The sequence below is a fragment of the Leptospira yanagawae serovar Saopaulo str. Sao Paulo = ATCC 700523 genome (assembly GCF_000332475.2).
GTDB lineage: Bacteria > Spirochaetota > Leptospiria > Leptospirales > Leptospiraceae > Leptospira_A > Leptospira_A yanagawae.
On record NZ_AOGX02000039.1, the window covers coordinates 45,395 to 58,266 of the forward strand.

Here is a 12,872-nt window from a genome sequence, read left to right on the forward strand (position 1 = left end):
CTCCTATGCTTCTTGTGGGTGTTCCTCTCTGGATGGAAGGCTGAGAACCGAGGATATTTCTGTCGGAACCCCTCTATGGATTTCTTCAGAAGCAATTACTGCAAAGTTCCTTGGGGGTAGTTCCTTTGTCAAAAAGAATGCAAAGGCTTGTCTTAAGTACCTTGAAACCACAAAGATAAGGAACCTGTTCTCGTCCAAAGCCTTTTGTAATTCATTATAAACCGATTCCAGAATTCGAACTCGAATGTCATGCGGAAGGATGATGAGTTTACTCCCATCCGTTTCATCTAAGGTGATACTTTTGTTCATACGATCAATGATCCTTGGATCAATGGTGACAACATGTAACTTGCCATCAGGAGAAAGGAAATCATTGATGATTTGTCGTGATAAGGCTTGTCTGACATGTTCAGCTAAATCGAATGGATTGTTTGTACGTGGAAGGTGGTTTGCAATCGCATCCATAATTTTCGGAAGGTTCTTAATGGACAATCCTTCTGCCAAAAGATTTTGTAATGTCTGTTGGATGATCCCAAGACGACCTTGTTTGTCGTAATCCAATTCTCCCACAAGAGTAGGATGGGTTTGGCGTAAATGTTCGAGAAGTGCTTTCACTTCTTCTCTACCTAAAAGTTGTGATGCATAATTGGAAATCAGTTCTTTTAAATGTGTGATGATCACAGTCGAAGGATCCACAACAGAATACCCTTTGTTTTCCACTTCGATTTTATCATTTGGGTCAATCCAGGTTGCTTTCAAACCAAACGCAGGTTCGGTGAATGGTTCCCCAACAATTGGTTCTAAGTTCCGAGAGGTATTGTTCATCGCCATCAGTCTGTCTGCCCTTACAGCAGATTGCCCAACAACAACCCCGTTGATACGAATGCTATAATTATCATGTGGGATTTCTAAATTGTCAATGATGCGAATCGCCGGGATCACAAGTCCAAAATCAATTGCAAATTTTTTACGAGTATTGGCAATCTGTTCCAGGAGATGCCCACCAGAAGATGCATCCACTAACGGAAGTAAATCGCGACCAAGTTCTACTTGAATCGCTTCCACAGATATTTCTTTGATATAGTTCTCTGGTTTTTTCTCTTGGACTTTTTCTTGTGAAACGGTTTCGATTTTTTTAATTTCTTCTTTTGCCACTTGTTCGATCGAATAGCCCAAATATCCAATGGCACCTGACAAAAAAAGAAGTGAGAAAAAAGGTAACCCTGGTATGAGACTCGCCATCCCAAGTGCCCCTGCCACTACATATAAAGTTTTTGCATTCCCAAAGAGTTGGTCTTTGATCTCTACTGTAAGTTTTTTTTCTGAACTAGAACGAGTGACAATGATACCTGTTGCAGTTGTAGAAAGTAGACCCGGGATTTGTGAGACCAGTCCATCCCCAATGGTAAACTTACCATAGGTCTCAATGGATGCAAGGAACGATTCCCCTCGAATTGTCGAACCGATGAGTATCCCACCTAGTAAATTGATGGCGGTGATGATAAGACCTGCTCTTACATCCCCTTGCACGAATTTGGAAGCTCCATCCATGGCCCCATAAAAATCCACTTCTCGTTGGACTTTTTTTCGTTTCACCTTAGCTTCTGCTTCTGTAATAGCACCACTATTCAGTTCCATATCAATGGACATTTGTTTTTGTGGTAATCCATCGAGTGTAAACCTAGCTGCCACTTCCGAGATCCTAGTGGCACCTTTGGTGATCACTAACACCTGTACAATGGTAAGGATGATAAAGATAATTAACCCCACCACATACTTTCCTAATCCCGATTCACCACCTACCACAAAGGTACCAAATGCTTCAATCACACTTGAATTCATGGCAGGCCCTTTGGAAAGAATCTGTCTTGTTGTCGATACGTTTAACGCCAAACGAAAGAGTGTGGTGATGAGAAGTAAACTTGGGAAAATCGAAAACTCACTCGGTTCCGTCACAGAAAGTGCCGTCATGAGGATAAGGAGACCAAGTCCTATACTCACAACGATTAGGATATCCAAAACAAATCCAGGTAGAGGGACGATTAACATCCCAAGGATCATTAAGGTTCCCACACCTAACACAACATCGGATTGTTTTAAAATATCTCTAAAGTTCATATGGTTATGCCATTCCTACTTTTTTTTTGAACTTCTCAAGTGTGATGAGGATTTGTACCACTGCTTGGAAAAACTCTTGTGGGATCTCTTCTCCCACTTCAACTTGTGCATACAAAAGTCTTGCTTGTTTGGGACTTTCCACAATGGGAACATCGTTTTCACGAGCGATCTTTCGTATTTCGAGTGCTAGGCGATTTTCCCCTTTTGCGATCACACGAGGAGCTGAATCCCTTCCCATTTCATACGAAAGAGCCACTGAATAATGGGTTGGGTTTGTGATGACAACATCGGCTTTGGGAACTTCTCGTAACATATTCCCTTGCATCATGTCACGAGCAAGTTGCATCCTGCGGTTTTTCATCACAGGGTCCCCAGAATCTTCCTTCATCTCTCGTTTCGCTTCTGAAGGTGTTTGTTTTAAAGATTCTTCAAATTCAGATTTTTGGAAAAAGAAATCTGCCACCGCAATCCCAAGTAACAAAAGTCCTGCCGCCATCATGATTTTAAATCCAGAATAGGTAACAAGAGTAATGGCTTGCATCATCCCCATGTTGCCTGTCAGTAAAACTTTTAAAAAATCTCCAGAAATCAAAATATAACTGATCACCCCGATTAACACAACTTTTGCGAGTGACTTCACAAGATTAAATAAAGTTTGGCGGTTTGGCAAAACTCGTTTGAAATTGGGAGAAATGCGATCAAACCGAAAGGATAAAGCCCTCGGAGAGAACATAAACCCCACTTGCACCACATTCCCAACAATGGCAAATACAAGGGTAATTGCAAGGACGGGCCACAGAAGGTTAAAAAAATCTTTGGAAACCCCTGAAAGGATCACTCGGAACTCTTCTGCACCGAAGCGATCGTGGTGCATCCCCATCGGTAGGTATTTTTTTATAAAGAGAGCGGTATTTTTGATAAAAGTATCACCAAGTAAAAACAAAACACCGGTTCCGCCAAGGAGAACCATTGTCGAAGCAACTTCATTGGATTTGGGAACATTCCCCTTTTCTTTTTCTTCCCTTCTACGCCTTTCACTCGGAGGTTCCGTTCTCCCTTCGTCGGCAGCTGCAAATAACTGCAGTTGGATTTCGTATTGGCCTGTGATGTAAGGGTGAGAAAGATTCGCATTGATTACTTTTTCATATAATGGTAAACTTTCGAAAGGTTTGGATCCAATGCATTCTTCATCCAAACTGATTTGTAACAGAGGAAAATGTGATAAAATCCAATATAAGATTTTATTAAGAAAAAACTTATATTTTAAAACTGATTCCTGGTCCACTAACAAACCAAACATGGTATGACAAAACCGGAAGTTTTCAAAATATAAAGAAAGCCATTCTTTCATAAACTAGGCCACTCCCGAACAAGCAAACTTGCTTTGTCCATCGAGATTTGGATCCCTTGTACCATTTGTGTGGCGATAAATGTTAACGTTGCAATTAAGGTAAGAGTTCCTATGAACACCTTCAAAGGAAAGGACATAGACATCACATTCATTTGTTGTGCTGCCTTTCCCATCAGTCCCTCCGCAAGCGAAACCAAAAAAAGAATGCCCATGACCGGGAGAGCAATTTTAAACGAAACCACAAACATCGCACCAATCGCATCTTCCACAAGTCGGTAGAGGCCACTATTGACTTTGCCTGTAAACGAAATGATTCTTATCTTTTCAAAGGAATAGGCAAGAGTTTCAATGAGGAAACGGTGGGCCCCAATCACAAGAAAAAGTGCCGTCGCCATTAGGTTTTTCATGGTCCCAATGGCAGGGAGTGAGTTTTGTGTGACAGGATCGAGAATTTCCGTATATCCAAATCCAATTTGGTTATTAAAAAATTCACCAGCCATTTGGAAGGCACTAAACACGAGTGAGACGAGAAAGCCTATAAAGACTCCAATGAGCATCTCAGATAAAATCATAATCCCAAAATTGATCATATGACCAGGCACAGGTGGCATATAGTTTGCTACGACTGGATATACAATGAGTGATACCATAAAGGAAAAGATCATTCGTAACGAGAAGTTGATCGACTCAGAAGAGAAAAAAGGTGCAACAAGGAAGAGTCCGAGCAGTCGAACTAAAACAAAAAGAAAGGATTGAAAGTGTAAGATGAATGCTTCCATATCATATCTTTTCGATCATAAAAAAAATTTCTCTGGTGTAGTCCGTCATCACTCGCACCATCCAAGCTGAAAAGAAAACAATCACAGCAAAAATGGACACAAGTTTCGGAACAAAGGCAATGGTAGGTTCTTGGATAGAAGTTGTAGTTTGTAATATCCCAACGATGAGGCCCACAACAAGTGCTGTTATCAAAATGGGGCTAGAAATTTTTAAGGTCACAATGAATGCTTCCCTCATCATATTAACAACATCGACTTCTGTCATTTATAACTCCTTACGAGTTCCAGAACGAGTAAGTTCCAACCATCAATGAGGATAAAAAGAATCAGTTTCAACGGTAGAGAGATCATTACCGGAGGTAACATCATAAAACCCATAGCAAGAAGGGCAGAAGCTACAATGAGATCAATCACGATGAATGGAATAAAAATATAAATACCAATAATAAATGCTTTTTTGATTTCACTCAACATGAATGCAGGCACAAGCACATAAGAAGGAACATCTTCAAATGATTTTACATTTTGCACTTTTCCAATTTTTAAAAAGAGAGCTACATCCTTGGTTCCGTCTTTTCCAAGTTGTCTAATCATAAATTGACGTAAGTGTTTCATGGATCCTTCCATAAAAGCAGATTGGTCAATTTTCCCATTTAAGTAAGGTTGGAGGGCTTCGTCATTCACCTTACCGATGGTAGGTGCCATTATAAAAAATGTAACAAAGAGAGCAAGTCCCATCATCACTTGGTTTGGTGGAAGGTTTTGGAGAGATAACGCCCTTCTCACAAAATCAAATACAATCACAACTTTGGTAAACGAAGTCACACTCATCACAATCGCAGGTGCAAGCGATAAAATTGTGACAAGAAAAAGAATCATAAGGGACAAACTGGTTTCTTTTGGTCCCCTCGCCTCATTGACGTTAAATGATAAATTCGGAATTGGAATTCGTGAGCCTTTGTCCTGCGCCAAAAGTCCCGCGAACCCACTCGCCGAGACTAAAAACAAAATGCTAATGAGAAAGATAGCGGATTTATGTCTCTTTACAAAGGAAAAAAAACGAAGTCTCATGTTTCTCCTCCTTCTAAAAGTTTTCTGTGTTTACGAAGCCGTTCCAGTCCTTCTTTTGCTTTTCGTTGGATCTCGGCTGCCCCATCCATTTCTAAGGTTTCCATTTGGTTTGGATTGATTCGGATCTTTCGTTGTGCTTTGGATTGTAAACTTTCGAGCACGGTTTCCAAAAAATTAGGCACGTAAGGATCTGCCTCTTCTTTCATTTTTTGGATTTGGTTTTTTTCTTCAGGCGCTGTGACCTCTGTGAGTAAACTCACGGATCCATCCGCAACACCTAACACAAGTGTACGACCACCGACTTCTATGATTTGAACTGATTGGGTGGCAGATAAAGGCAAACTCGACAAAACCTTCATAAACCCTTTCACAGGGTACTTTGCTGATTTCGACTTTTGCATCTGCAAAATCAAATAATACCCTGCCCCAACAAGGATTGCCAAAACAAATAAAATCTTTAGTAAAATCCAAGTAGCGGAAGGAGAATCATCTTGGTTTTCGGAATAACGCTCTTGGATTAAATTAGGTTCTTCCTTATTTCCATTAGAGGGTGCCGACTGACCATTGTTAGCGGAAGAATTAAACCCATTGCCATTTTGAGATTTTACGTTGGAATCGGAACTTCCATTCAATCCTGAATTCCCATTGGATCCACTTTCAGACCCATTTGGTTTGGATTTTGACTCTCCCAATTCTTGGCGTAAAATTTGATCCAATTCCTTCGTATCTGCGTTTTGAGAGAATAAGGGAGAAAAGAAAAAAAAGAAGAGGATGGAAAAGTACATAACTTTCCTATTCACTTCTGTTCCTGTCCTAGTCTTTTGGATCATTTTTCGCCTTTGAGTCTGTCTGTAGGACTTACGATATCAGTGACACGAACACCAAAGTTTTCATCGATGACCACAACTTCACCTTTTGCGATGAGTTTTCCGTTCACGAGTAAATCTACAGGTTCACCGGCTAACTTATCCAACTCGATGATGGATCCTTCTCCCAAACCCAAAATGTCTTTGATGTACATTTTGGTTCGTCCAAGTTCCACTGTGAGTGCCATCTGCACATCCATGAGTAGATTGAGGTTTGTTTGTCCCGGACCCCCACCAGCTGTTGCCAGTGAAGGAAAATTAACACCCTTGATACCAACAGAACCTTGTCCACCACCCATACCCATGTTAGGTTGCATATTGACGTTCATTCCGCCGGACTGTTGTTGTTGTTTTTGGCCTCCACCCTTTTGAATCTCAAGGATGGAATTTGCCATAGATAATGCGATTACATAGTATACTTTAAAAGATCCAACTCCATCAATATTCAAACTGAGAGAAGTTTTCACCAAACTACTGTCATCTGGAAGTTGCAAATCACGCCCGGAATTTACAAGAGAAATCTCTGGAGGGCTACCAGACATGGTCCCACCAAGTTTCATACCAATTTGAGCTGTAACAGTTCCAAGAATGGGAGCAAGTGAATCTTTTAACGTTTGGAGTTGGGCATTGTCAAGTTGCCCTGGAGGTGCCATTCCACCCATCATTACACCAGCAATTTTCGCAGCGTTTTCTTGTGCCATGATAAGGCAAACTCGTCCCGCCAAACTACCGCTAATCGTTGAATACAAACTAACTGATTTTGTGCCTAATTCTTTTTGGATGTCCGCCGAAGAGCTCGATTCCGTGGCAGGGTTCATAAAACGAGTGTTTTTTGCCAAGATCGTGCCAAGTGTGTTCCCCGCCACCTGGAATGCAGAGCCGATCACATCTGATATAATGTCGCGGTCGATTGGAGATAGGTTGTCCGATGACGAACTGGATGCGCCACTTAAGGAAGAGAGGTCGAATGTATCATCCGCGCCTTGTAGTAATGCGTCTATCTCGTCTTGTGAGAGTGAACCTTCACCCATGCCCTTTTATCTCCGGAAAAACTTAGGATAATGAGACATAATATGAATATTTTTGTCACTCAGTTTTTTTCCGAATTGACAAAAAGTGACCAAACTCTAGTCAAAGGCGCCGGAATTTCCCTCAGCATAGGCCCGCAAATGGTCGTAAGAATAAATTCCTGTATTATGGTAGTCACTCCAAACAATGGAGATGGCATACCGGCCCACTTTGGTCCAAGAAATCAGTTTGATGGACTCGATATGGCCTGTGGCTTGGCCGACTTTGCCACCATGCCCACCCCGACAGGTGGCGCACGGGCATTTTTTCCGAAGGTCTAACAAAGAGTATTTGCTACCATGCCCATCTTTCCAATCGATATAGAGGTATTCGTCATCGAAGGAAATTTCTTTCGGGAAGGTGGCAAGCTGAGAATTCATCATCTTAAAATTTGACCGGTAAACTTGTTTTTTTGGATTTAAAATGACCCACTGTGGTTCCGTATTGGATTTTATCTCCCAGTTGGATGTTTGTCAAATCGATTGTATCATTTTCAAACACTAGTATGACTGTGGATCCCATTTCAAACCGTCCCATCTCGGAACCTTTTTCGATCATGATGGAGACATCTTTGTAGTGGTGTTCTTTGGCAAAACGGATCCAATTGTTTGTGACGATTTTATTATCATAGGTCACTCGGATTTTTCCCACATTGGAAGCACCCACCTTGATCACGGCAATTTTTCCGTATTCGGTTTGTAAAAAGGTGATAAGCCTTTCGTTTTTCGGAAATAACCCACGAATATTCAACACGGCCAAATCATTTACCGGGAATAGTTTTCCAGGTTCATAATAGTATCCTAAAATTTGTCCCGCAAACGGACTGTGGATGCGGTGGTAGTCTTGTGGGGATAAATAAAAGGTGATGTATTTTCCATTTGTGAAATGAGGATAAAACTTTTCGGAACCTAACAGTTCTTTAACGGAATAATCAATCCCTTTTGCTTGGATGATGGTGGATTGGTTGATATTTCCAAAACTTGTGATTTTGGAATCTGTAGGAGAAACAACTGCATTGGTTGCGGAATCAATGATACGAGCCTCTGCCCGAAGTGCTCTTGTAAAAAACTGATTGAGAGAAGCATATTCTTTGATTTCGAGTTCCGCTTCACTTAGATTGATTTTATAAGCTTTTGCAAATGCCTTTAAAATCGGGATCATCATAAATCGTGGAAGTTTCAGTGTTGAAAAGTAACCAAAGATTTTTGAGATTAAGTTTTTAGGGAGTAAGGTCAAAAACAGTAAATAGATGTCCTTAAAAATTTCATACCTTGCGCCAGATTCAGAAAGGTATTTTTTAAGTTCTAAATTTGCGGATTTTCCAAGTAACATAAGGGATACGAGGAGTGGGACACTGGTAATGACGGCAGCCACATACCCCCAATGCATTACAAAACTAAGGACACTGATTCCGTAGTTCACATATAAATAAGCAAATCCTAAGGTAGATCCAATGAATAACATTCTAAAAAAATTGGAGAATTTTTCACCAAACACATAAAATGCGTTTTGTTCCCCACTGTAAAACCAACCCGCTAAACTTAAAACCCCAAAACACAGAAAGGAAATCACAAATAACATGGCTGGAATGGAATTGTTTTGAACCAAAATACGATCTGGAAACGATAAGATTGTTTCTAAATTGACCGCACCATAGGAGTACAATACATACCCAACCATGGTTGCCATAATAAAACCTTCAAAAAAGGAAGCAAGCATACTCACTAACCCTTGTTTTGCGGCATAATCTGTTCTCACAACTCCGGCAATTCCAGATGATTTGCCAACAGCAGTTTCCGTTGACAAAAAGAATGTACTAAGTGAAACCGATAGGGCACGTAAAACTCCAAAAGCACCGCCACCTTGCAATGCTTTGATGGAAAAAGCTTCTTTAGTGACATCAGTAATGAATCCAAAAAAGGAAATCATTCCGTTTGAAAAAAGTGAAAAGTAACCAAAGATAAAAAGTATAATCCCGATGGGGGCAAGGATACTCGCTGCTTTTCCCACTCGCCTAACTCCACCAATAACGATAAAAAGTAAAATCACCGACAGAGAAATGGGACCAGACAAACCCGATAAACTTAACCCTTCTTTTGTTAGGTAAGTGAGGCCTACAAATGGGAAAATCCCACCGAAAACAAGAACAGTAACGAGACTCGCAAGGGAAAATGCAACAGCGAGCCACTTCGCCCGAAGCGCTTTTTCGATAAAGTACATTGGGCCAGATAGGTAACGCCCACTGGGGAGTTGGTTTCGAAATTTCACAGCCAAAGTGGAAGATACAAACCGGATGGGCATCACCAAAAGGCTCATCACCCAAATCCAAAAAAGAACACCAATCCCACCATAGGCAATCGCAAGGGCAGTTCCAATCACAGAACCTGCTAAAAGGGAGGACCCAATCCCAGCAAAAAAAGCCTGAGAATGGACAAGTTGCCCCTTGGAACCTTTAAAGTCCATATTCCCTGTAAGGATTTTCAATGAAAGAAAGAGGAATCGAATCTGAGGAAAACCCAACCGAACGCTTAAGTAAACTGAAGCGAGAAGGATAAGGTAAAAATATGGGCTTAGGATGTCTGATCCTAAAATGAGATTAAACTGAGATCCGTTTTGAAAGAGTGTTTCCATATAGGTTCTTCCTCACGAAATTGGATGAAATTGTTATGTCAAGATGTATTGTAATCCTTTCGATTCTCGTTTTCCCCATTTGGTTTCTAAGAGGACCAGGCTTACTTGCTGAGGGTTCAGGATTTGAATTCGGCCTAAGGTATGGCGCAGGGGAAAGGGTTCCAGGAAGGTTTGATGGTGACTTAAAACAATTCACATCCACTTTCAATCCACTGATTTATTCTGACGTGAGTTTGAGTGGAGGCCGAAACACCTATTTGTATGAAGGATTTTTTCGATTTTTACTCGATTCACGATCTAGGTTTGGATTTGTTGTGGGAAGGAATGATTGGCAGATTCTACAACTAACAGAAGTTACTAATGACTTTTATTACACTAAGTTAAATTCCGAAATTTATTCTTATCATGTTTTAGCGATGTATCACTTCGTTACGCCTGTTTTCAAAAATTGGGAATGGGAAAATGGACTTGGTATGGGGTTTACTTCTGCAGATTGGAACATCAGAGGATACTCCATTGGAGAACTCCCACCCGATACTCAATATTTTAACCAAAGAGGTCGACTCCGGGGGAGTGGACTTGGATACAGGGCCGAAACTGCCATCAATCACAGGTTATACGATCGTACATTCTTTCAATTTGGACTTGGTTACCACCATATTGCCATTGATCGATTTAGTGGAAATTATAATGGTGAATCATCAAGTTTTTATATTGGAGCAAATGGTCGAGTGGGAGTCGTTGATGACACAAGGATCATTGATGCCACTGTGAGCACTGCACAATCATTTCGCCGGTTGGATATGAACTCAGGTGCTTGGATTTTGTATTTTTCAGTCTTCCAAAGGTTTTTGGATTGACGATCCTTTCAATTGAATGAAATTCTTTAAGAAAATTCCATGAAATCCCCTAAAATCATTACCATCGGTATCAAAGAACTGGCCCACCAGAAGGTCATCCTCGCTGCTTGGTATAACTTTCTTAAAGAAAACTTCGACGCAAAAAAAGTTTCTGCGGAAGAGTTTACTTTATATTTACAAGCACATGTAATGTATGACTTGGACAAAGATCAAATTGAGTTGATGTTGTCTGGGACAGAATCACTTTTAGAAGAATTTAAAAAATCAATCTTTGGATGAACTTACAAATCTTCGGCACTAAAAAATGCAAAGATTCTAAAAAGGCACAACTCTTCTTTCAAGAGAGACGTATCCCTTTCCAATTCATCAACCTACAAGAAAAAGAAATGAGTAAAGGGGAACTTAGATCCATTCTTGGTAGCGTCAGTTTAGATGATTTGATTGATACAGAATCAAAAGTCTATGAAGACAAAAATTTGAAATATATGTTGTACGATAAAGAGGAGGCACTCTTGACAAACCCTCTTCTTTTCAAAACCCCAATCGTAAGAGATGGAAAAAAAGCGACGATTGGATTTGTTCCAGATATATGGAAACAATGGATTAATGATTCCAAAAAATAAATGATCGAAACAAAAGTTGATACCTTAATCAAAAAACCAATTAATGAAGTCTTTGCATACGTGCGCGACATGACAAACCAAACTGCATACAACCAAAGTATTCATGCGGTTGAAGTCAAAAACACGGAAGCCACTGAATACAAAATCCAAATTGATTTAGGTATTTTTAAATTAAATGAAATTTATAAAATAGAAGATATCATTGAAAACCAAGTGATTGTTGCAAGTTGCACTGCAAACGGTATGAAGTTTACCGATCGATACGAATTCATACAGGAAGGCAATCATTGCCGACTTACCATTTCAGATAAGATGGAACTAAAAGGCCTTTTTAAATTAAGTGAAGGCCTAGTAAAAATGAATCTCAAAACACAAATGACCGAAAATCTAAACCGATTAAAAACAATTTTAGAATCTTAATTCAAGTTCTTATCAATCTTTATTGTTTTTTCGTTTTGCAAAATCTTTGATCAAGTCAGGTAACATAGGTAAGGCGCTATGGATTCGATGCATTTCGAGCGCTGGCCTTGCTGGAATCCCAAAGTATGCAGTTTTTTCCTTGGAATCTTCCGTTAATCCCGATAGGCCAAGTAAAATGGATCCTTTTTTCATTGTTAAGTGTTCGGCAACGGCAGACTGTCCCGCAAGAAAACATCCGTCCTCAATGGTGACAGAACCTGCAAGAACAGTGGCACCAGCGATGTATACATAATTACCTACACGACAATTATGGCCAACATGTACATGATCGTCAAATTTAGTAAAATTTCCGATTGTCGTAGATTCCAAGGCAGCACGGTCAACCGTACAATTTGCACCCATCTCAACGTCATCACCTACAATCACATTTCCAATTTGTGGTACTTTGTAACGAACTCCATTAAAATCATAAAATCCAAACCCATCGGCACCAATCACTGTGTTTGAATGGATTAAGTTGCGTTTGCCAATCTTACAATTATAATAAACCACAACTCCAGACTTAATCACAGACCCCTCCCCTATTTCCACATTTGATTCTAACACAACATTAGGAAACAAAACTACATTATCTCCAATCACAACATTTTCTTGTACGACGACAAAATCCATGATGGTCACATGATTCCCAATTTTGGCAGTGGGATGGATACTTGCCTTTGAAGAAATCGATGGTGAGTGAGAGGGCTTTTTTTCAAACAAAGAGATCACTTGTATGAATTTGACTTTAGACCCTTCTTCTGGAACGATGATGGCATTGGGAAAACTGGTTGATAGAGAATCGATTGTTAACGCAATCTGAACTTCTAGTGCTTTTTTATGTTTGTTTAAATACTTTTTAGATGCCACATAATAGATGCTATTTGGATCAACTGGTGTATGATGTTCTAAGTCTTTGATACCTTTGATTTCCAATTCACCATTCCCAGTGAAACTTGCACCCAATTGTTCAGCCAAATCTTTCAATTTCATACCAACACCTATGGTGAGAAAATTAATGAGAAGGGACATATTTCAATCATAAT

General features: G+C 40.1%; 14 protein-coding genes. 4 read left to right on the top strand and 10 right to left on the bottom strand.

Annotated features, from left to right (window positions below):
- Nucleotides 1-3: 3 nt before the first annotated feature.
- The 9 genes from LEP1GSC202_RS16865 to asd form a co-directional block, all read right to left on the bottom strand.
- On the bottom strand, nucleotides 4-2,118 hold the full coding sequence (locus tag LEP1GSC202_RS16865; protein ID WP_015679016.1) for a flagellar biosynthesis protein FlhA: 2,115 nt from the start codon (nucleotides 2,116-2,118) through the stop codon (nucleotides 4-6).
- A 4-nt stretch (nucleotides 2,119-2,122) separates the two neighbouring features.
- On the bottom strand, nucleotides 2,123-3,469 hold the full coding sequence (locus LEP1GSC202_RS16870; RefSeq protein ID WP_015679014.1) for an EscU/YscU/HrcU family type III secretion system export apparatus switch protein: 1,347 nt from the start codon (nucleotides 3,467-3,469) through the stop codon (nucleotides 2,123-2,125).
- A complete protein-coding gene (gene fliR / locus LEP1GSC202_RS16875; protein ID WP_015678936.1) occupies nucleotides 3,466-4,248 on the bottom strand; it encodes a flagellar biosynthetic protein FliR in 783 nt (260 codons plus the stop codon). The genes LEP1GSC202_RS16870 and fliR overlap by 4 nt, the downstream gene beginning before the upstream one ends.
- 1 nt (nucleotide 4,249) lies before the next feature.
- Nucleotides 4,250-4,513 carry a flagellar biosynthesis protein FliQ gene (gene fliQ / locus LEP1GSC202_RS16880; RefSeq protein ID WP_012389491.1) on the bottom strand — a complete coding sequence of 88 codons (264 nt, stop codon included), beginning with the start codon at nucleotides 4,511-4,513 and terminating at the stop codon, nucleotides 4,250-4,252.
- Nucleotides 4,510-5,319 (bottom strand): flagellar type III secretion system pore protein FliP, encoded by an 810-nt coding sequence (fliP, locus tag LEP1GSC202_RS16885; protein WP_015678997.1) that lies wholly within the window; start codon nucleotides 5,317-5,319, stop codon nucleotides 4,510-4,512. The genes fliQ and fliP overlap by 4 nt, the downstream gene beginning before the upstream one ends.
- Nucleotides 5,316-6,104, bottom strand: coding sequence for a FliO/MopB family protein (locus LEP1GSC202_RS16890; protein WP_015679001.1), 789 nt, complete (start codon nucleotides 6,102-6,104; stop codon nucleotides 5,316-5,318). The genes fliP and LEP1GSC202_RS16890 overlap by 4 nt, the downstream gene beginning before the upstream one ends.
- A 41-nt stretch (nucleotides 6,105-6,145) precedes the next feature.
- Nucleotides 6,146-7,216, bottom strand: coding sequence for a flagellar motor switch protein FliN (gene fliN, locus LEP1GSC202_RS16895; RefSeq protein ID WP_015679029.1), 1,071 nt, complete (start codon nucleotides 7,214-7,216; stop codon nucleotides 6,146-6,148).
- Between the two features lie 96 nt (nucleotides 7,217-7,312).
- Entirely contained in the window at nucleotides 7,313-7,636 is a 324-nt protein-coding gene (locus tag LEP1GSC202_RS16900) for a DUF971 domain-containing protein (RefSeq protein ID WP_015679025.1), read from the bottom strand.
- A gap of 1 nt (nucleotide 7,637) precedes the next feature.
- Complete coding sequence (asd, locus tag LEP1GSC202_RS16905) at nucleotides 7,638-9,884, bottom strand: archaetidylserine decarboxylase (protein ID WP_015678998.1); 2,247 nt, start codon at nucleotides 9,882-9,884, stop codon at nucleotides 7,638-7,640.
- Between the two features lie 35 nt (nucleotides 9,885-9,919).
- On the opposite strand from asd, the gene LEP1GSC202_RS16910 reads away from it, so the two are divergent.
- From LEP1GSC202_RS16910 to LEP1GSC202_RS16925, 4 genes are read left to right on the top strand one after another with little or no spacing between them, the layout of a single operon-like run.
- Nucleotides 9,920-10,744: an LIC_11366 family protein gene (locus tag LEP1GSC202_RS16910; RefSeq protein ID WP_015679033.1), complete on the top strand. Its 825-nt coding sequence runs from the start codon at nucleotides 9,920-9,922 to the stop codon at nucleotides 10,742-10,744.
- Nucleotides 10,745-10,783: 39 nt separating this feature from the next.
- Complete coding sequence (locus LEP1GSC202_RS16915; protein ID WP_015678955.1) at nucleotides 10,784-11,023, top strand: hypothetical protein; 240 nt, start codon at nucleotides 10,784-10,786, stop codon at nucleotides 11,021-11,023.
- Complete coding sequence (locus LEP1GSC202_RS16920) at nucleotides 11,020-11,367, top strand: arsenate reductase family protein (protein WP_015679015.1); 348 nt, start codon at nucleotides 11,020-11,022, stop codon at nucleotides 11,365-11,367. Before LEP1GSC202_RS16915 ends, LEP1GSC202_RS16920 begins: the two co-directional genes overlap by 4 nt.
- Nucleotides 11,368-11,787, top strand: a complete 420-nt coding sequence (locus LEP1GSC202_RS16925; RefSeq protein WP_039929336.1) for an SRPBCC family protein — start codon at nucleotides 11,368-11,370, stop codon at nucleotides 11,785-11,787.
- A gap of 12 nt (nucleotides 11,788-11,799) precedes the next feature.
- Here the strand turns inward: LEP1GSC202_RS16925 and lpxD are convergent, their stop codons facing one another.
- Nucleotides 11,800-12,819: a UDP-3-O-(3-hydroxymyristoyl)glucosamine N-acyltransferase gene (lpxD, locus tag LEP1GSC202_RS16930; protein WP_039929370.1), complete on the bottom strand. Its 1,020-nt coding sequence runs from the start codon at nucleotides 12,817-12,819 to the stop codon at nucleotides 11,800-11,802.
- Between the last annotated feature and the right edge of the window lie 53 nt (nucleotides 12,820-12,872).

What these genes read in the sequence shown, in the direction of transcription:
- LEP1GSC202_RS16865 (WP_015679016.1), bottom strand. Translation starts at nt 2,118, where the DNA reads ATGAACTTTAGAGATATTTTAAAACAATCCGATGTTGTGTTAGGTGTG.
- LEP1GSC202_RS16870 (WP_015679014.1), bottom strand. Translation starts at nt 3,469, where the DNA reads ATGAAAGAATGGCTTTCTTTATATTTTGAAAACTTCCGGTTTTGTCAT.
- fliR (WP_015678936.1), bottom strand. Translation starts at nt 4,248, where the DNA reads ATGGAAGCATTCATCTTACACTTTCAATCCTTTCTTTTTGTTTTAGTT.
- fliQ (WP_012389491.1), bottom strand. Translation starts at nt 4,513, where the DNA reads ATGACAGAAGTCGATGTTGTTAATATGATGAGGGAAGCATTCATTGTG.
- fliP (WP_015678997.1), bottom strand. Translation starts at nt 5,319, where the DNA reads ATGAGACTTCGTTTTTTTTCCTTTGTAAAGAGACATAAATCCGCTATC.
- LEP1GSC202_RS16890 (WP_015679001.1), bottom strand. Translation starts at nt 6,104, where the DNA reads ATGTACTTTTCCATCCTCTTCTTTTTTTTCTTTTCTCCCTTATTCTCT.
- fliN (WP_015679029.1), bottom strand. Translation starts at nt 7,216, where the DNA reads ATGGGTGAAGGTTCACTCTCACAAGACGAGATAGACGCATTACTACAA.
- LEP1GSC202_RS16900 (WP_015679025.1), bottom strand. Translation starts at nt 7,636, where the DNA reads ATGATGAATTCTCAGCTTGCCACCTTCCCGAAAGAAATTTCCTTCGAT.
- asd (WP_015678998.1), bottom strand. Translation starts at nt 9,884, where the DNA reads ATGGAAACACTCTTTCAAAACGGATCTCAGTTTAATCTCATTTTAGGA.
- LEP1GSC202_RS16910 (WP_015679033.1), top strand. Translation starts at nt 9,920, where the DNA reads ATGTCAAGATGTATTGTAATCCTTTCGATTCTCGTTTTCCCCATTTGG.
- LEP1GSC202_RS16915 (WP_015678955.1), top strand. Translation starts at nt 10,784, where the DNA reads ATGAAATCCCCTAAAATCATTACCATCGGTATCAAAGAACTGGCCCAC.
- LEP1GSC202_RS16920 (WP_015679015.1), top strand. Translation starts at nt 11,020, where the DNA reads ATGAACTTACAAATCTTCGGCACTAAAAAATGCAAAGATTCTAAAAAG.
- LEP1GSC202_RS16925 (WP_039929336.1), top strand. Translation starts at nt 11,368, where the DNA reads ATGATCGAAACAAAAGTTGATACCTTAATCAAAAAACCAATTAATGAA.
- lpxD (WP_039929370.1), bottom strand. Translation starts at nt 12,819, where the DNA reads ATGAAATTGAAAGATTTGGCTGAACAATTGGGTGCAAGTTTCACTGGG.